The organism is Massilia cellulosiltytica (assembly GCF_047325105.1).
GTDB lineage: Bacteria > Pseudomonadota > Gammaproteobacteria > Burkholderiales > Burkholderiaceae_D > Telluria > Telluria orientalis.
This window is the reverse complement of the sequence record NZ_CP168562.1, coordinates 3,233,708-3,251,789: the sequence shown is the minus strand read 5'-3', so window position 1 is coordinate 3,251,789 and position 18,082 is coordinate 3,233,708. Positions and strand designations below refer to the sequence as shown.

The following is an 18,082-nucleotide window of genomic DNA, read 5'->3' as shown; positions in this document are numbered from 1 at the left end:
AAAGTCGGCAAACCGACGCACGCTTGAACCCGCTTTTTGATCGGTTTTACAGCCTTGGCGGCGCCACCGAATCGCGCGCCACCAGAGGGCATTCCATCTTGATGATGGCCTTGGCGGACGGGTTCGCGCGGCATTGCGCGATGAGGGAATCGGCAGCCCAGCGGCCCATTTCGTAGTTTGGTAACAACACTGTGGTCAGCGGCGGGTGCGTGTAGCGCGCAATATCCTGGTCGTCATACCCGATCACGGACAGGTCGCGCGGCACCGACAGCTTGCGTTCGCGGGCCGCGTCCAGTGCGCCGATCGCCATCAGGTCGTTGGCGCAGAACAAGGCGGTCGGCCGCTGCGGCAGGTCCAGCAGGGACAGCGCGTGCTCGTACCCGGCCGCGACCTGCCAGTCGCCGGCGCGCACGAGGACGGGATCGAACGGGATGTCGGCCGTCGACAGCGCCTGGCGATACCCCTTCAGGCGCTCGGCCGCCGCCTCGATCCAGTGCTCGCCGTTGATGAAGCCAATGCGGCTGTGTCCGTTCTCTATCAGGTGCATGGTCGCCGTATAGCCGCCCAGCAGCTCGCTCGGCACGACGGACGCGCGGCCGCGGTCACGCGTGTGACAGTTCAGGAGCACGGTCGGCGTGGCGTCCAGCGCCGCCGGCACCGTCACGGCGCGGGTAAAAATCGTGGAATAGATGACGCCCAGCAGCGCCGGATGATCCAGCATGCGCGCGAACACGGCCGCTTCCAGCTCGGGATCCCCGCGCGTGGCGAACACGGCGACGAGGCAATCCTGCTCCCAGGCCGCCTCCTTGGCGCCGTCGATGGTCTGCATCGCGTGCGGACTCGTCGTCAGTTCGTCGGTCAGGTAGACGATCAGGTTGCGGGTCCGGGCCGCGGCCGGGTGCGCGTGGCGCTCGACGGGGTAGCCGAGCTCGCGCGCGATCCGGAGCACGGTCTCGCGCGTGACCTTCGACACCTTCGCCCCGCTCATGTGGTTGATGACCAGCGACACCGTCGACTGCGACACGCCGGCCAGCTTGGCGATGTCGGTCATCGTGGGTCGGCGGGGCCTGGTCATGTCGAGGTGTCGGCAAGGGATCATCGGTTGCACAACATTATCACTAATTATTAGTCCGTTGTAGTTGATTTAAACTTATGCACATTTGTGCAAATGCACATAATTGCTTATAATTTAGCTTGAACGCAGCCGCGCGCCGCGAGCGCTCCGCCTCGATCGGCGATATCCATTGCCGGCGCCAGCCATGACAGTCCGGGATTGCCCGGACCGCTCAGCAAGCACGATCCCTTCCTGTCGCCCGTCCCGGCAGCCTGCCGGCGACATCTGCCTGGCATGCCGGGTAGCATTACGATACCTGCGCGGCCGCACAACGCTCAAGAAAGGTGAACAATATGACAAACCCATTGCCGGGCCAACGCCGATGGATCCAGGTCAATCCGCCCGTGTTTTTCGTGTCGGCGGCGCTGGTCCTCGCCTTTTCCGCCATGTCGGCATTGTTTCCGAAACGCGTCGGGAGCCTGTTCGATACGCTCCAGGCCGGCATCGTGCGCGATTTCGGCTGGTTCTATATCCTGTCCGTCGCGTTCTTCCTGATCTTCGTGATCTTCCTGATGATGAGCCGCTATGGCGACGTCAAGCTCGGGCCGGACGACAGCGAGCCGGAATACAGTTACCTGTCCTGGCTCGCCATGCTGTTCAGCGCCGGCATGGGGATCGGCCTGTTGTTCTTCGGTGTCGCCGAGCCGATCCAGCACTATGCGCTGCCGCCGGTGGGCGCCGGCCGCACGATCGAGTCGGCGCGCCATGCGATGGTGCTGACCTTTTTCCACTGGGGCTTTCATGCCTGGGCGATCTACGTCGTGGTCGGACTGGCGCTTGCGTACTTCGCGTTCCGGCGCGGCTTGCCGCTCACGCTCAGGTCGAGCCTCTTTCCCCTGATCGGCAACCGCATCCACGGCCCCGCCGGCCATGCCATCGACATCTTCGCCGTGCTGGGCACGATGTTCGGCGTGGCGACGTCGCTGGGATTCGGCGTGCTGCAGGTGAACGCGGGGTTCGCGCACCTGTTCGGACTGCCGGTCACGCCGCAGGTGCAGATCGTGCTGATCGCGATCATCACCGGCATGGCGGCGCTGTCCGCAGGCTCGGGACTGGACAAGGGCGTGAAACGGCTGTCGGAGCTCAACGTCATCCTCGCGATCGCGCTGCTGCTGTTCGTCCTCGCCACGGGCTCGACGGTATTCCTGCTCGAGGCCTATGTCCAGAACATCGGTACCTACCTGGGCGAAGTCGTGCAGCGCACCTTCCGCATGTATGCCTACGAGCCCAATGTCTGGCTCGGCAAGTGGACGCTGTTCTACTGGGGCTGGTGGATCTCCTGGTCGCCGTTCGTCGGCATGTTCATCGCGCGGATCTCGCGCGGGCGCACGATCCGCGAGTTCGTCGGCGGAGTGCTGCTGGTGCCGGTACTCTTCACATTCCTGTGGATGACCGTCTTCGGCAATACCGCGATCCGGCTCGACCTGGGCGGCGCGGCGCCGATCGTGCAGACTGTCGCCGACAATCTTCCGGTGGCCCTGTTCGAAGTGCTGGAGCAACTGCCGCTGTCGATGATCGCGTCCGGCCTCGCCACCGTCCTCGTGATTACCTTCTTCGTGACCTCCGCCGATTCGGGCGCGCTGGTCGTCGACATGATCACCTCCGGCGGCGCGCCGAATCCCCCGGTCTGGCAACGCATTTTCTGGGCCGTGTGCGCGGGCATGATGGCTGCCGTGCTGCTGCTGGCGGGCGGCTTGCAGGCGCTCCAGACGGCTGCCCTCGCCAGTGCATTGCCGTTCGCCGTGGTGATGCTGCTCATGTGCTACGGCCTGCTGCGCGCCCTGCAGTCGGAATCGGAAGGGTCGGCGATCGACCTGTCGATTGCCGCCGAGACGCCGCCGGACGTCGGCCTCAGCTGGCAGCAGCGCTTGGCCAGCATCACCAGCTTCTACGACCTGCCCGAGATCGCGGCGTTTCTCGGCGGGCCCGGACGCGCGGCGCTCGACGCAGTGGCGGCGGAGATGCGGGACAGCGGGCTGGCGCCCGCACTGACCGAGACCGACCGCCGGATCGACCTGGACGTGCCCCACGGCGACCGCGGCACGTTCCGCTACACGATACGCGTGCGCAGCTTCCGCGCGCCGAATTTCGCGTGGGCCGAGCACGAGAGGACGAACAGCGACACGCGCCACTACCGGGCCATGGCCTACAGTTCCGAGGGCGACCAGCAGCACGACGTCACCGGCTATACGCGCGAACAGTTGATCAACGACCTCCTGAATCGCTATGCACGGTTCCGTCATGCACGGAGGATGCACTGATCAGTTGCGGGCCGCACCCCTGCTCCGACAATTCGTCCAGCGGATTGCGCAGCCGGCACGCCTCGATCGACAGACAGCCGCAGCCGATGCAGTCGTCGAGCTGGTCGCGCAGCCGGGTGAGCTGGTCGATGCGTTCATCGAGCTCGCGCCGCCACAGGCTGGACAGACGCGTCCAGTCGGCCTTGGTCGGCGTGCGCTCTTCCGGCAGCGACGCCAGCGCCGCGCTGATCGACGCGAGCGGAATGCCGATGCGCTGCGCGACCTTGATGACGGCCACGCGCCGCAGCACGTCGCGCCCGTAGCGCCGCTGGCCCCCGCTGCTGCGCACGCTGCGGATCAGCCCTTTCGATTCATAGAAATGCAGGGCCGACACGGCCACGCCCGCGCGCCGCGCGACCTCCCCCACCGTCAATGGCCGCCCGATGTCGGCCGGGTCTATCTTTGCCATCAAAATCCTCTTGACCTCAAGTTTGGTTGAGGTTTTACACTGCTTTGCATCGACACGCAACCACGAGGAGAACCGCATGAACGATCGCACGAATGCCGCCGCCATGAACAAGGCCCTGGTCCGGGCGCTGTACGAAGAGTGCATCAACGGGCGCGACCTGGACCGGCTCGAATCGCTGATCGCCCCCGATTTCGTCGGCGCGCGCGGCGAACGGGGGCCGCGCGAATTCCGCGCGACCATCGAAGCCGTGCTGACGGGCTTTCCGGGCGTGCGTTTCGAGCTGCACGACGTGTTCGGCGAGGACGACAGGGTCGCCGTGCGCTGGACGTTCCGGGGCGTGCATGGCGGGCGCTTCGTCGGCATCAAGCCGAGTCTCGCGGAGGTGACGCAGGAAGGGAATGTGATCTACCACCTCCGCGACGGGCTGATCGTGCGGGCGTGGCTGCAGGCGGACCGGCTGGGGGTGCTGCAGCAGATTGGCGTGGTGCCGAAATCGTTTGTCGAAGCAAGCGGGCAGCGGCCGATCTGACGTCGTTCCCGCGCAAGCGGGAACCCATGCTGAGCAGCAGAATCCGGTAGATTGCCGAAGTCGCACAGGTTTGCCGGAGCGGCTTCTGTGGCTCAGTATGGATCCCCGCATGCGCGGGGATGACGGTTTCTAGGTAGCCGCCACTTGTTCCCGCAACGCCGGCAATGCGCCGCCCTGCTCGTCGAACAACCACGCCCGCGCCGGATCGAACCGCAGCCGCACAGCGGTCCCCGGCGTCGGCAGCGGCACGTCCGGTGCACACTTGGCCGCCACCATGCCGTCCACGCCATCGACCTGCACGTACGCGAGCGTCACGTCACCGAGGTATTCGACGAGCGACAGCCGGCCCGGGATGCCGGCCTCGCCGCCGGTCTCCAGCCGCAGGTGCTCCGGACGTACGCCCAGGGTCAGCGTGGCGCCGCCCTGCGCCTGGCTCGCATCCGCCGCCACCTGCGCCATGCCGCCGCCCGGCACACGCACGGTCGCGAGGCCGCCCGTGTGCCCCGCCAGCGTGGCGGGAAACGCGTTCATGCGGGGCGAGCCGAGGAAGCCGGCGACGAACAGGTTCGCCGGCCGCTCGTACAGTTCCAGCGGCGTGCCCACCTGTTCGATGCGGCCGCCGTTGAACACGACGATCTTCTGGCCGAGGGTCATCGCCTCGACCTGGTCGTGCGTCACGTAGATCATCGTCGCCTTCAGGTCCTTGTGCAGGCGCGCGAGTTCCACGCGGGTCTGGGCGCGCAGCGCGGCGTCCAGGTTGGACAGCGGTTCGTCGAACAGGAAGACTTCCGGCTTGCGCACGATGGCGCGGCCGATCGCGACCCGTTGCCGCTGGCCGCCGGACAGCGCCTTCGGCTTGCGGTCCAGCAGGTGCGCGATCTGCAGGATCTCCGCCGCGTGCCGCACGCGCTGGCCGATCTCCGCCTTCGGCACCTTCGCGAGCTTCAACGCAAACCCCATGTTCTCGGCGACCGTCATGTGCGGGTACAGCGCATAGCTCTGGAACACCATCGCGATGCCGCGCCGGGCCGGTTCCACCGTGTTGCTGACGACGCCCCCGAGCTCCAGCGTGCCGTCCGTGATGTCTTCCAGACCCGCGATCATCCTCAGGAGAGTCGACTTGCCGCAGCCGGACGGCCCCACGAAGACGACGAACTGGCCGTCCTCGATGTCCAGGTCGACGCCCTTGATGACGGGATTGTCGCCATATGTCTTGCGGATGCCGCGCAGCCTTACCGATGCCATGGAATCTATCCTTTCAATCCGCTCGCTGCCAGGAAGCCCTGCGTCACGCGGCGCTGGAACAGTACGTACGCCAATGCCACCGGCAAGGCGCCGAGCAACGCGGCCGCCATCAGCTGGGCGTAGCGCACGCCGAACGCATCGTACGTCTGCGTGAGGCCCAGCGGGATCGTCATCATGTCGTTCGACGTGACGATGATGAACGGCCACAGGAAGTTGTTCCACGCCGCGATGAACGTCACGATCGCCATCGCCCACACGATATTGCCAGAGATGGGCAGGTACACGCTCCACAGTACGCGCAACGGGCCGGCGCCGTCCATCACGGCGGCTTCGCGGAAGTCGGCCGGGATCGCGTCGAAGAACTGCTTGAACACATAGATCACGACCGGCGACACGACCTGCGGCAGCACGATGCCCGCGTACGAATTGATGAGACCCAGCTGGTGCATCGTGCGGAACAGCGGCACGAGGAGGGCCTCGAACGGCAGCAGGAAGCCCAGCATGGCGATGCCGAACACGATGCCGCGGCCCCGGAAGCGCAACTGGGAAAACGCGTAGGCGGCCATCAGGCTGATGGCCATCGTCACGACCGTCACCAGCAACGCGACGAGGAAGCTGTTGAACAGCCAGCGCACGACGTTGCCGGCGCCGAGGGTCTTGCGGTAGGCCTCCAGCGTCCAGTCCTGCGGCAGCCAGTGGAAGTTCGCCGACACCGTCTCGAGCTCCGGCCGCAGCGACGTGGACAGGGCCCACAGCAGCGGGAACGCCCACAACGCGGCGAGCACGATGGCGCAGGCGGCGCCGGCGATGGTCCAGAACGACGCCTTCATGCATCCCTCCCCGCCAGGAACTTGACGAGCCACGCCTGCAGCAGCGACAGCACGATCACGATCGCCACGAACGCCATCGCGACCGCGGCCGCGTACCCGGCGTCGCTCTGCGTGAACGCTGTCTCGTACATGTAGTGCAGCGCGACGCGCGTCGTGTTGAACGGCCCGCCGCTCGTCAGGATGTACGTCTGGCCGAACACTTTCAGCGACGCGATCAGCTGCAGGATCAGCGCCGTCGTCGCGACGGGCCGCAGCGCGGGCCACGTGATCGTGCGGAACAGGGTGAAGCCGCGGGCGCCGTCCAGCGCGGCCGCTTCGTACAGTTCGGCGGGGATGTTGCGCAGGCCGGCGAGGAACAGCAGCATGTTGAAGCCGACCGTCCACCAGATCGTGCCGATGGCGACGGCGGGCAGCGCCCACGTCGGATCCGCGAGCCACGCGCGCTGGCCGCCGAGGATGTGGTTGACGACGCCGGACGACGGCTGCAGCATCCAGTCGGCGATCAGGGTCATGACGGAGATCGGCAGCACGAACGGCAGGAAGAACGTCCCCTGCAGCCAGCCCTGCACGCGCGTGAAACGGTCGACGAGCATCGCCATCAGCAGGCCGACGGCGCACAGCGGGATCACCGTCAGCAGGGAAAAGTAGAACGTGTTGCCGACCGAATCCCAGAACGACGGGTCGTTCAGCAAGGTGTGATAGTTGTCCAGGCCCACGAAGGCGCTCGTGCGCGTGAGACTGCTCTCCGTCAGGCTGAGCCAGAACGTCTGCAGCGCCGGCAGGAAGAAGAACAGGCCGAACGCCACGAGGAAAGGCGCCAGCAGCAGCCAGGCCGGGAGCGTGTCGCGGCGGGCCGTGGTCATGGTGAGGTCGTCGCGTCGCATGCGCGGTCCTCAATAACGCGGCGGACGCTTGCGCACGAGGCGCGCCGCTTCCGTCTCGAACCGGTGCACGGCCTGCTCCGGCGTCAGGTAGCCGTACAGCGCGGCCGGCAGGAATTTCGACGCGATCGCTTCCAGCGGCCCGGCCGCGCCCATGTACCAGCCGTCCGGATCGTATACGACGTCGTTCGCGACCTGCGCATACATCGCATTCGGCATCAGGCTTTTCGCTGCGGCCGATTCGGTGACGGGCTTGTACGCGGGGATGTGGCCGCCCTCCGCCCACCCCAGCGAATGCGTGCTGACATAGGCAATGAAGCGCATCACCGCCCTCACCTTTTCCGGCGACGGTTCATGGCCCGGGTTCGCGGGCAGCGCGAACGCATGCGAATCGGCCCAGGTGGAGGCGTTCGTGTACATCTTCGGCAGCGGCACGATCCCGTACTCGAAGCCGAGCGTGCCGGCCTTCGTCGCCCGCACGAGTTCCGGCACTTCCCACACGCCGTTCAGCATGAACGCGGCGCCGCCGCCCATGAACTGGCTCGTCGACGCAGGGTAGTCGAGGCCCGCCTGCGCATAGCCCTTCGTGAACCAGTCGCTGATGCGGGCCAGCGTCGCCGCGCCGGCCGGGCCGTACGTGAAGCGGCCGTTGGCGATGATCGTGACGTTCTGCTGCGCGAGCATGGCCAGCCACAGGCGCCAGATCGCGTAGGAGCTCTGGCTGCTTTCCATCGTCAGGCCGCGCTGGCCCGTGCGCTCGGTGGCGGTGCGGAAGGCGTCCGTCAGCGCGTCCACGCCGACGATCGGCTTCAGCCTGCCGTCCGCGTCGAGCAGGCCCGCCTTGCCCGCGAGCGTCTTGTTGTAGTACAGGACGAACGGGTGCACGTCGAGCGGAACCGCGTACGTGGCGCCCTGGTACTGGGCCTTGGCCCACTGGCGCGGCAGGTAGTCCTGGCCGCGCAGGCCGGCCGCCGCCAGCTCGGCGGGCGCGATCGGCCGCAGCACGCCGCCGCCGGCCAGGTTGACGATGCGCGACAGGTGGATGGTCGCGACGTCCGGCCCTGCGCCCACGACGGAGGCCGTGATCAGCTTCGTATAGAAAGGCTCACCCCATTTGAGGGTCGTGCTGACGACGCGCACGTCGCGCTGGCTGGCGTTGAAGTCGTCGACCAGCGCCCGCATGCGCGCGCCGTCGCCGCCCGAAAGCAGCGTCCACATCCTGACTTCGACCTGCGCCCGCGCGGGAGCCTCTACGCCCGCCAGCCCGAGGAACAGGGTCGCAACCAGCGCGGCGGCGCGCGGGAATCCGCGTCGCGCCACGTTGTCTCCTGATCGTGTTTGCTTCTTGTCCGTTGTGGCGCGCGGCTGTCAGGCTGTCTTTATGCGACTTTACGCCGTGCGCGCGCCCCGGGACCGCCACGTCCGCGGCGTTCGAAGCCCGGAGGACCCGCGGCCGGACCTGGCTCGGTCGGCGGGATGTCCGGCGCGTCGACCTGCGGCGACTGGCGCTCTCCCGGATAGGCTAGCACTTCTGCGGTTTCTCCGACGCGCGTCCACTCGACAGGGAAATCGGGCCCCCGCCGAGCGCGCCAGCGTTGGCTGTGGCCGAGGGGATCCAGCACCCAGTCCTGCAGGTGCGCCTGCGGTCCGCGCGTGGCCTGCGCGAGCGCCTCGATGGGCGCCTTCGGCACGCGGTCTTCCGTCAGCAGGCCGTTCTTTTCGAGGAACGTGTCCGTCAGCTGCGTGTAGCAGAAGCCGGACAGCGGCCGGCACCGGTGCACGGCCGACATCAGCTGCTGGTAACGGAGCAGCAGTTCCTTGCTGTCCTTCGCCACCGAATAGCCCCAGCCGGATTCCTCGCCGGGTTTCGACATGGCAATGCCACCGAACTCGGACAGGAACAGCGGCCGGCCCAGGCCCGTAAAACCGTCGATGACGAGGCGGCGCCGGTCCGGCTGCACGTGTTCCAGCGTGTAGGCGACGGCGTCGCGGGTGCCGTAGCGCTCCAGCAGCACCGTCGGGTCCTGCTCGTAGTCGTGCACGCACACGAGGTCGCCGCACGGCATTTCCCAGCCGTCGTTGCCGACGACGGGCCGCGTGCCGTCCAGCGCGCGCGTCATGTGGTAGAGGGCGCGCACGAAATCGACCTGGCGCCGGTCGTTCATCAGCTCCGGCACGCCCCACGATTCATTGGTCGGCACCCACGCGACGATGCACGGGTGCGAGATGTCGCGTTCGACCAGTTCCTTCCACTCCTCCATCACGCCGTGGATCGTCGCGCTGGAAAAGCCGTAGGCGGACGGCATCTCGCCCCATACGCACAGGCCCAGCACGTCGCACCAGTACAGCCAGCGCGGGTCTTCCGACTTCTGGTGCTTGCGCACGCCGTTGAAGCCGAGGCGCTTGATGAGCAGGACGTCGTGACGCAGCTGGTCGCTCGACGCGACCATCAAACTGTCCGGCCAGTAGCCCTGGTCGAGCACCATGCGCAGGAAGTACGGACGGCTGTTCAGCACGAAGCGGTCGCCTTCCACGCTCACCGTGCGCAGCGCCGTGTAGCTTTGCACACTGTCGATCAGGTTGCCCTCGGCCGAGCGGATCTCGATCTCGGCGTCGATCAGCTGCGGGCTCTCCGGGCTCCACATCCACAGGCCGCGCGCGTCGTCGATGCCGGGATCGGGCAGCTGGAAGATGCGCGACAGGCGCGGCCCGGTCAGCAGGCAGCGGTCGGCCACGAGCAGCCGGCCGGCCAGCTTCAGCGTCACGTTGGCCATGCCGCCTTCCGGCACGTGGGCGATGTCGGCGTCGAGGCGGATCTGCCATCTGGCGACGTCGGCCGTCCAGCGCAGCTGCGCGACGTGGGCGCGCGGGACCTTTTCGATCCAGACCGTGCGCCAGATGCCGCTCGTGCGCGGGTACCAGATCTTGTGCGGTTCCGGCTCCCAGTCCATCTTCCCACGCGGCTTGTGCATGTCCTGCGGGTCGTCCTCGGCCTGCACGGCGATCTCGAGGATCGAGCCATCCAGGTGGCGCGTGACGTCGAGGGAGAACGGGCTGTGGCCGCCCCGGTGCTCGACGGCGAAGCGCCCGTTGATCCAGACGCGGGCCCGGTAATTGACGGCCCCGAAGTGCAGGATCAGCCGCTCCTCCGGTCCCGGCAGCAGCGCGGGATCGAGCGAAATCTGGCGCTTGTACCACACGCGCCGGCGGTAGCCGCGGTCGTGCACGCCGCTGGCGCGCGCTTCGGGCGGATACGGGACGACGATCGTGCGGTCGAACGGCACGTCGGCCGGATCGACGTAGAGGGTCGAGTCGTCGAACATGGCCTGCCAGGGGCCGTCGAGGCTGCGCCAGGCGGCGCGCCGCAATTGTGGGCGGGGATATTCCACGTTTGCGCTCCTTGCTTCTTCTGTACGGCCTACTCTAGGAGCCGTGACTGCCGCTGGCAAGCCCTTTCACCAGCGGTTACAAAGCGATACGCACGGCGTCGCATCAACGAGACAGGCGGGACACGGCCACGCGTTCGAACACCGCGCGGTAGCCGGTGCCGCCCATCGCCACCAGGCCCAGCCGCGCCTGCGGTCCGAGGCGATGCGTCCACGTGCCGCCCCCGACCCAGGTCTTGCCGTCCCGGCTCGAATACCCCGTATAACGTTCATCCCCCCCGCCCCGGTGGACATCGAGCCGCAGCCATGTCGTCGTCCCCGGCGTGCCGGCGACCGTGTTGCCGTAGCGCGGATAAGCGGCCGGCACGGGAGACAGCTCCTTCGCGAACTCGACCTGGTGCAGGCCGCCGTGCGCCATCTCGACGAGCTTGACGTAGTTGTCGTCGTCGCGCATCACCACCAGGCCCGCCTGCACGGCCGTCTTGCAGCAGCCGTCCGGCACGTCCAGTCTGACGACCGTCTCGATGCGGTAGTCGCCGTCCGGCAGCGCCGCCTGCAGCACGCTGGCCGTGTTCGTGTCCACATGCAAGTCGGTCGCGGCCGTCGTCACCGTCAGTCCCTGGGAACCCGTCGACCAGGCGTCGCCCGCCGGCGGGCGCTGCCACGTCCACCGCTCGTCCAGCTTCGCGCCGGTGAAGGTGTCCGTCCACCCGGAACTCGCGTTCTCCGCGGGCGCCGGCGCGAGCATCAACGCGCGCGGGCGCGTACCGGCGACCGTGGCCGGCGCGGGCCGGGGTTCGTCGCTGGGCGCGCCGCGCGCGACGGGCCAGCCGTCGACCCAGTCGATACGGTCGAGCAGCGCGAGGCGCCGCGTCAGCTTGTCGCGCGCGCTGAAGAACGGCTCGTTCACGTCGATGCCGTGGTAGATCGTCCACCACTGCCCGGCCGCGTCGGGAAAGACCGTGTTGTGGCCCACGCCGACCCAGCGGTTACCGTTCTGGAACAGGACGGGCGTGCCGCCGGCGCGGGGTGCGGCCAGGTCCTGGCCCAGCCGGTCGACGAACGGCCCGGCCGGTGTGCGCGCCCGGCCCGCGTAGACGGCATAGCCGGTCAGCGGGCCGTTGCAGCAATCCGTCGTGGAGCCGAACAGATACCACCAGCCCCCGTGCCTGACCACCTCCGCGCCTTCGTAGCGCCACGCCGCGCCCACCTTGCGCGGCGTGCCCTCGGCCTGCAGGCCGTCGAATCGCAGCGGCTGCACGTACACGCCGCCGCCGTAGCTGCCGTAATAGATCCATTTGCGGTTGCCGTCCTCGACGACCTTCGGATCGAACGTCCACTGGAAGTCGCAGCCGGGGCCCGCGCGCCGCGGCGGCACCACCGGTTGCGCCGCCGGCACCCACGGACCGGCCGGGCTGTCCGCCATCGCGACGCCGATGGCGCTGTCCTTGTCGCAGCCGGCTTCCGGGCTGTGCGCGTCGGCCACGTCCGTCACGGTGAAATACAGGTAGTAGTGGCCGTTGAGGAAGGCCGGTTCCGGCGCCCACAGGCCGGACGTGGGCGCCGCCAGCCCGGCCGGGCGGTCGGCGAACGCGTCGCCCACGTAGTTCCACGTCACCAGGTCCGTCGAGCGGTAGATGGCGATCATGTGGAAGTGCCAGTCGCCCTTCTCGCCGTCCAGCGGGCGCTCGTTCTTGCTGACGGGGTCGCTCGTGCAATACAGGTACCATGTGGGCGTCTTCGCGCGCGGGTCGCGCAGCACGGCCGGGTCGGCGCAATTCTGGGCGGGTTCGCCGTTCGCCAGGTGGACGGGGAGCGGATTGCGATAGGTGGCGGCGGGCGCCGCCCATGCGGGTGCGGCGAGTACGACTGCCAGTGCGCCGAGATACGGTAGCGATCCCATCGTCCCCTCCCTGATTTTTGCCGCAGAGCTTACCCCAAGCGGCCCGGGCGGGATGCACGGTTGGCACGCCTATCGTCGTTCATATGCCCAAGCTGTTGCCGGATTATGAACAGCCCCGTCGCATCGCGCCAACTGGAACGGCCCGGGCCAGGCATTGCGCGACACGCTCTGGTATCATGACGATTGTTTCCGCTTCGAGATCCACACGTTGACGCACCACACTTGGATGTCCACCGGCCTGCTGTTTGCGGCTCTGCTGAGCGCCGGCGCGGCGGACGCGAAGGACGCGACCCTGCGCCCCTGGCCCGCGGGCCAGCCGACGCCAGCCCTGCAGTTGACGGGCCTGGACGGCCAGCCGTGGGACGTGGCGGGCCTGCGCGGCAAGGTCGTCGTGGTAAATTTCTGGGCCAGCTGGTGCGGCCCGTGCGTGGATGAGCTGCCGGTATTGAAAGGCCTGGCGGGCCGCGACGGCGTCGCGGTCGTGGGCGTGAACTACAAGGAACCGCTCGATACGATCGAACGTTTCACGCAGGACCACCCGCTCGGCTATCCCGTCCTGCGCGACCGTACGGGCGATGCCTTCAAGCGCTGGACGCCGGGCGTGATGCCGACGACGATCCTCGTGGACCGTACGGGCCGCGCGCGCTGGCGCACGGTCGGCGAGATTCCGCCGGACGACACCCAGCTGCGCGCCGCCATCGACGCGCTGCTGACGGAACCGCAACATCGAACACACAACCAAAAATAGGGAAAAGCCATGCAAGACACCAAACCGTCCACCGCCCGCCGTGCGCTGCTGAAAGCGGCCGGCGGCCTCGCGCTCGCCACTACCCTGCCCCGCGCCGTGCTGGCGGCGGACGCGCAGGAACGCCATTTCGACCCGCGTCCGGGCGACTGGAAGGGCTACGAGGTGGTGACGAAGGTGGCCCTGCAGCGCGCCGCCGGTCCGTCGACCGTGTGGATCCCGCTGCCGGCCATCGACACGGAATGGCAGCGCAGCCTGTCGAACAACTGGTCCGGCAACGCGAAGAAGACGCACGTCGAAACCGACCCGCACTACGGCGCGCGCTTCCTCGTCGCCGAATTCGATGGCAGCGCGCCGCCGATGCTGGAAGTCGTGTCGCGCATCCAGACCCGCGACCGCGCCGAGAACTGGAAGACCCGCACCCCGGGTACGGAAGCCGCCGAAGACCTGCGCGTGTGGCTGCAGCCGACCGACCTGATGCCGCTCGACGGCATCGTCAAGAAAACCTCGCTGACGATCACCAGGGGCGCGCGCACGGATGAGGAAAAGGTCCAGCGCATCTACGACTGGATCGTGCTGAACACGTTCCGCGAGCCGAAAGTGAAAGGCTGCGGCACGGGCGACATCAAGACGATGCTGGAAACGGGCAACTTCGGCGGCAAGTGCGCCGACCTGAACGGCCTGTTCGTGGGCCTGTGCCGCGCCTCGGGCGTGCCGGCGCGCGACGTGTACGGCATCCGCATCGCGCCGAGCGCCTTCGGCTACAAGGAACTGGGCGGCAAGCCCGCGTCCCTGCAAGGCGCCCAGCACTGCCGCGCCGAGGTTTACCTGAAGCAGCACGGCTGGGTCGCGATGGATCCGGCCGACGTGGCCAAGGTCATGCGCCAGGAAACCGCGGACTGGATCAAGGACCCGGACAACCCCGTCGTCGCGCCCGTCAAGCGCGCGCTGTTCGGCGGCTGGGAAGGCAACTGGATGGGCTATAACTTTGCCCACGACGTGCGCCTGCCGGGCTCCGTCGCCGGCAAGGTCGGCTTCCTGATGTACCCGCAGGCGCAGAGCGGCGGCGAAGCGTACGACTCGCTCGCGCCGGACACGTTCAAGTACACCATCACGTCGCGCGCCATCTGACCGCCATGTCCACGCTCGCCCGCCAACCCGTCGACGGTACCGAACGCAAGGCCGGCCGCCTCATCGCGCTCGGCATGCTCGCGGCGCTGCTCGCCTCCACGTGCTGTGTGCTGCCGCTCGCGCTCGTGCTGATCGGCGTGACGGGCGCGTGGATGGTCAATCTGCAGGCGCTGAAACCCGTGACGCCGTATGCCATCGCCCTTACCGTGGGTGCGCTGGCGTGGGCCGGCTGGCTCGTGTTCCGCCCGGCGCGCGTGTGCGACCTGGAGAGCGGCGACTGCGCCACCACGCGGCCGCTGATGCGCCGCGTGTTCATCGCCTGCGCGCTGTTCGTCGCGCTGTTGCTGGGCTTTCCGCTGATCGCCCCGCTGTTTTATTGAGGAGAGCACCATGAATTTCACCCGTACCCTCGCCGTCGCCGCCCTCTTCATCGCGGCGCCGGCCTTCGCCAAGCAGCAGACCGTGTCGCTGAACGTCCCGACGATGGACTGCGCCACCTGCCCCATCACCATCAAGACGGCATTGTCGAAGGTGCCGGGCGTGTCGAAGGTGAAGGTCAGCTACGAGAAGCGCGAAGCCGTCATCGTCTACGACGACGCCCAGACCACCGTCGCCGACCTGAAAAAGGCGACGGAAGACGTGGGTTATCCGGCGCTGCTCAAGACGTCGAAGTAATCCCGCGGGGATCCGTGAGGAAGACGAGGAACACGGCCCCGATCAATCCCATCCCCACGGCGCACGCGGCCTGCCAGCCGCCGTGCGCATAACTCCACGCCCCCAGCGCCGAACCGGTCGCGCCGCCCAGGAAGAACGTCGCCATGTACAGGCCGTTCACGCGCCCGCGCACTTCCGCGCCAAGCGCATAGATCGCGCGCTGGCCCAGCACGAGATTGCCCGACACGGCGAAGTCCAGCGCGATGGCGGCCGCCACGAGGATGCCGACGCCGAACCGGCCGCCGTCCGCCAGGCCGAGCGTCGGCACGAACGACAGCAGACCGAGCAGCATGCAGAACACCGTCGCGGGGCGCGTCCAGCCCCGGTCCGCCACGCGGCCCGAGAGCGGCGCCGCGATCGTGCCGGCGACGCCGGCCAGCGCGAACCACGCGATATCGCGCTGGTTCATGCCGTACGCCGGGCTCGCGAGCAGCAGCGGCGTGACCGTCCAGAACACGCTGAACGCGCCGAACATGCCGGCCTGGTAGATGGCGCGGCGGCGCAGCACGGGCAGGTCGCGCACGAGCCCCGCCATCGATGCGAGCAAGGCGCCATAGCCGAGCGTCGCATGCGGACGGCGCGCCGGCAGCAGCACGCGCAGCACGATGCCGAGCACCACCATCAGCACGGCCGACAGCACGTACACGCCCTGCCACGACCACGCGTGCGTGATGAAACTGGCGACGGGACGGGCCAGCATGATGCCGAACATCAGGCCGCTGACGATATTGCCGACGACTCTACCGCGCACGTGTTCGGCCGCCATGTGCGACGCGTACGGCACGAGCACCTGCACGGCCACGGCGCTGAAGCCGATCACCAGCGAGCACGCGAGGAACGCCGGCACCGGATGGCCGAGCGCCGGTGCGACTGGAGCGGCGACGAGCGCCACCACCAGCAGCGCCACGAGGGCCAGCACCAGTTTCCGGTTTTCCAGCAGGTCACCGAGCGGCACGACGAGCAGCAGGCCGGCGCAATAGCCGAGCTGCGTCAGCGTGACGAGCAGGCCGGCCGCGCCGGCCGGCAGGCCGATGTCCGCGCGGATCGGGCCGACGAGCGGCTGGACGTAATAGAGATTCGCCACGATCAGGCCGCAGGCGGCGGCGATCAGCAGCATCAGCCACGTGGGCATGGCCGCGGCGTCTTGCCGCGGACGTTCGAGCACCTCGGTGGACAAAGGCGATGGGGGCAACATGCGCTCCGGGTAAAGCGTCAAGTGTAACGCCTGCTGGCGATCCTTGCCGGACGCGTCTTAGATCGGCGTGCGCTCCCACAGCACGTCGAGCGGCCCGTCCACGTGGCCCACGGCGATGCGCGGATAGCGTTTCAGGCGCGCGCCCGCGAAGCCGTCGGCGAGCGCCGCGCGCACGAGGCAGCGCACGAGCAGCACGCCGTCGTCCGCATCGGCGACGTCACCCGGCAGCGCAATCCGGGCGCGCGACGGCAGCCAGACCTCGTCCAGCGCCCAGTCGGCGGCAGCCGGGTCGCAATCGGCGGCGCCGATCAATTCCACGGCGTGCTCGCCGGCAGTCGTCGGGTGCACGTTGAAGCACAGCGCGCGCACGCCGGCACGCCAGCTGCCGGCCGGCTCGCCGATCGCGCCCAGCAGCCAGCGCCGGAAGAAGTCCTCGAAGCGCGCATCCTCGCAACGGGCATCGGGCGCCTGCGGCATGCCTGCGCCGCCCGCGGCGTCAAGGTTGGTCCAGCCAGTCATATTCCCAGCTCCACGGCATGTCGTCCGGGCCGAGCGCCTGCCGGCCCAGTTCCGGGAACAGGCGCTCCGCCCGCACGTCGTTCGACAGCATCACCACGCAGCGCTGGCCCGTCTCCAGGCACAGCACGAAGTCCGCCGTCGATTCGTCGTGGCCACCGTCGAACCACGCGGGCCCCGAGCGATCCTCGAAGGTGACGACGCCCAGGCCCGCCGCCAGTTTCTGCGGCCACGCGGTCTCGGCGCCGTCGAACGCGGGGTAGCGACGGCGCGCTGCGATCGGCAGCCAGCCCGTCGAGAACGCGGCGCGCGTGTCGGGGCGCAGCCCGTCGCCGCGCATGATGCCGGCCCACAGCCTGGCCTGGTCGGCGATCGTCGTCTCCATCGAGCCGGCCGCGCGCACGCGGTAGCGGCGCTCGTGGGGCTGCAAGGCGCCGTCGAACGCATAGCCGTCCGCCGCGTTTTCCGCGTACTCCGCGCGCCAGTACATGCTCGTGCGGCGCATGCCGAAGCGGTCGAACACGCGCCGGCGCATCTCCTGCGCCACGTCCAGGCCGAGGCCCTGTTCGACGATGAGCTGCAGGATCGCATAGCCTTCGCTCGAATACGCATAGCGCTCGCCCGGATCGGTGTGGATGCGCAGCCGGCCGCCCGGCTCCATCCAGCGGTAGTCGGCGAGACCGCCGCCATGCGCGAGCAGCATGCGCGGCGTGATCGTCTGCCAGCGCGCGTCGCCGGCGAGGTCGGAAAAGTCGTAGGGACGCACGCGGTACGTGGGCAACGGATGCGGCAGCAGCTTCGTGACGGGCGCGTCGAGGTCGATCCGGCCCTCGTCGGCCAGCTGCAGCAACATGTACGCGAAGGCCGCCTTCGTGAGGGTGCCGCCCGCCATGATGGTGTCCGGCGTCAGCGGCTGGCCGAGGGACGCGTTGCGCATGCCCATCACCTTGACGTTCGCGACCTGCCCGTTCTCGATCGTCGCGAAGGCCAGGCCCTGCACCTGCTCGCGCCGCATCGCGCGCTGGATTTCCGGATCGGACAGCGATTGCATGGGGCGTAGCGGACGCGCGCAGCCCGCCGCCAACATCGCCGCCACACCCATCGTCAACCACGTCCCGAACCGCATGCGCTCTCCCCAGACCCGCCGGATGCCGCACCGCGCGGCACCCCAGCCCGACATGATG

The 18,082-nt window shown here is 68.4% G+C and carries 17 protein-coding genes; 6 read left to right on the top strand and 11 right to left on the bottom strand.

The features are described 5' to 3' along the window. Positions 1–46: 46 nt before the first annotated feature. Positions 47–1,051, bottom strand: a complete 1,005-nt coding sequence (locus ACEN9H_RS14215; RefSeq protein ID WP_413675283.1) for a LacI family DNA-binding transcriptional regulator — start codon at positions 1,049–1,051, stop codon at positions 47–49. Between the two features lie 356 nt (positions 1,052–1,407). Between ACEN9H_RS14215 and ACEN9H_RS14210 the strand changes: the two genes are divergently transcribed. Continuing rightward, positions 1,408–3,375, top strand: coding sequence for a BCCT family transporter (locus ACEN9H_RS14210; protein ID WP_413675282.1), 1,968 nt, complete (start codon positions 1,408–1,410; stop codon positions 3,373–3,375). Here the strand turns inward: ACEN9H_RS14210 and soxR are convergent. Beyond that, on the bottom strand, positions 3,320–3,823 hold the full coding sequence (soxR, locus tag ACEN9H_RS14205) for a redox-sensitive transcriptional activator SoxR (protein WP_413675281.1): 504 nt from the start codon (positions 3,821–3,823) through the stop codon (positions 3,320–3,322). The two genes, ACEN9H_RS14210 and soxR, sit on opposite strands and share 56 nt — an antisense overlap. A gap of 76 nt (positions 3,824–3,899) precedes the next feature. Between soxR and ACEN9H_RS14200 the strand changes: the two genes are divergently transcribed. Beyond that, on the top strand, positions 3,900–4,352 hold the full coding sequence (locus tag ACEN9H_RS14200) for an ester cyclase (RefSeq protein WP_371770295.1): 453 nt from the start codon (positions 3,900–3,902) through the stop codon (positions 4,350–4,352). Between the two features lie 129 nt (positions 4,353–4,481). On the opposite strand, the gene ACEN9H_RS14195 is transcribed toward ACEN9H_RS14200, so the two are convergent. The 6 genes from ACEN9H_RS14195 to ACEN9H_RS14170 form a co-directional block, all read right to left on the bottom strand. Then, the gene (locus tag ACEN9H_RS14195; protein ID WP_413675280.1) at positions 4,482–5,597 is read right to left on the bottom strand and encodes an ABC transporter ATP-binding protein; all 1,116 of its coding nucleotides are present in this window, start codon (positions 5,595–5,597) and stop codon (positions 4,482–4,484) included. Positions 5,598–5,602: 5 nt separating this feature from the next. Further along, on the bottom strand, positions 5,603–6,427 hold the full coding sequence (locus ACEN9H_RS14190; protein WP_371766387.1) for a carbohydrate ABC transporter permease: 825 nt from the start codon (positions 6,425–6,427) through the stop codon (positions 5,603–5,605). Continuing rightward, entirely contained in the window at positions 6,424–7,311 is an 888-nt protein-coding gene (locus tag ACEN9H_RS14185; protein ID WP_413675279.1) for a carbohydrate ABC transporter permease, read from the bottom strand. Before ACEN9H_RS14185 ends, ACEN9H_RS14190 begins: the two co-directional genes overlap by 4 nt. Before the next feature lie 9 nt (positions 7,312–7,320). Beyond that, positions 7,321–8,628, bottom strand: a complete 1,308-nt coding sequence (locus tag ACEN9H_RS14180) for an extracellular solute-binding protein (RefSeq protein WP_413675278.1) — start codon at positions 8,626–8,628, stop codon at positions 7,321–7,323. A 59-nt stretch (positions 8,629–8,687) separates the two neighbouring features. Beyond that, on the bottom strand, positions 8,688–10,697 hold the full coding sequence (locus tag ACEN9H_RS14175; protein WP_413675277.1) for a glycoside hydrolase family 2 protein: 2,010 nt from the start codon (positions 10,695–10,697) through the stop codon (positions 8,688–8,690). Positions 10,698–10,800: 103 nt separating this feature from the next. Further along, complete coding sequence (locus ACEN9H_RS14170; RefSeq protein ID WP_413675276.1) at positions 10,801–12,597, bottom strand: family 43 glycosylhydrolase; 1,797 nt, start codon at positions 12,595–12,597, stop codon at positions 10,801–10,803. A gap of 226 nt (positions 12,598–12,823) precedes the next feature. Here ACEN9H_RS14170 and ACEN9H_RS14165 point away from each other — a divergent pair, with 226 nt between their 5' ends. Genes ACEN9H_RS14165 through merP form a run of 4 tightly spaced genes read left to right on the top strand, consistent with a single transcriptional unit; the run spans position 12,824 to position 15,148 of the window. Further along, positions 12,824–13,345: a TlpA family protein disulfide reductase gene (locus tag ACEN9H_RS14165; protein ID WP_413675275.1), complete on the top strand. Its 522-nt coding sequence runs from the start codon at positions 12,824–12,826 to the stop codon at positions 13,343–13,345. 9 nt (positions 13,346–13,354) lie between these two features. Beyond that, on the top strand, positions 13,355–14,473 hold the full coding sequence (locus ACEN9H_RS14160; protein ID WP_371770288.1) for a transglutaminase-like domain-containing protein: 1,119 nt from the start codon (positions 13,355–13,357) through the stop codon (positions 14,471–14,473). Between the two features lie 5 nt (positions 14,474–14,478). Continuing rightward, a complete protein-coding gene (locus ACEN9H_RS14155) occupies positions 14,479–14,853 on the top strand; it encodes a mercuric transporter MerT family protein (protein WP_413675274.1) in 375 nt (124 codons plus the stop codon). Positions 14,854–14,863: 10 nt separating this feature from the next. Further along, positions 14,864–15,148, top strand: coding sequence for a mercury resistance system periplasmic binding protein MerP (gene merP / locus ACEN9H_RS14150; protein WP_413675273.1), 285 nt, complete (start codon positions 14,864–14,866; stop codon positions 15,146–15,148). Here the strand turns inward: merP and ACEN9H_RS14145 are convergent. Genes ACEN9H_RS14145 through ACEN9H_RS14135 form a run of 3 tightly spaced genes read right to left on the bottom strand, consistent with a single transcriptional unit; the run spans position 15,132 to position 18,024 of the window. Continuing rightward, entirely contained in the window at positions 15,132–16,382 is a 1,251-nt protein-coding gene (locus ACEN9H_RS14145) for an MFS transporter (RefSeq protein ID WP_413675272.1), read from the bottom strand. The two genes, merP and ACEN9H_RS14145, sit on opposite strands and share 17 nt — an antisense overlap. Positions 16,383–16,439: 57 nt before the next feature. Next, entirely contained in the window at positions 16,440–16,901 is a 462-nt protein-coding gene (locus ACEN9H_RS14140) for a hypothetical protein (RefSeq protein WP_413675271.1), read from the bottom strand. Continuing rightward, positions 16,879–18,024: a serine hydrolase domain-containing protein gene (locus ACEN9H_RS14135; RefSeq protein WP_413675270.1), complete on the bottom strand. Its 1,146-nt coding sequence runs from the start codon at positions 18,022–18,024 to the stop codon at positions 16,879–16,881. The genes ACEN9H_RS14140 and ACEN9H_RS14135 overlap by 23 nt, the downstream gene beginning before the upstream one ends. Between the last annotated feature and the right edge of the window lie 58 nt (positions 18,025–18,082).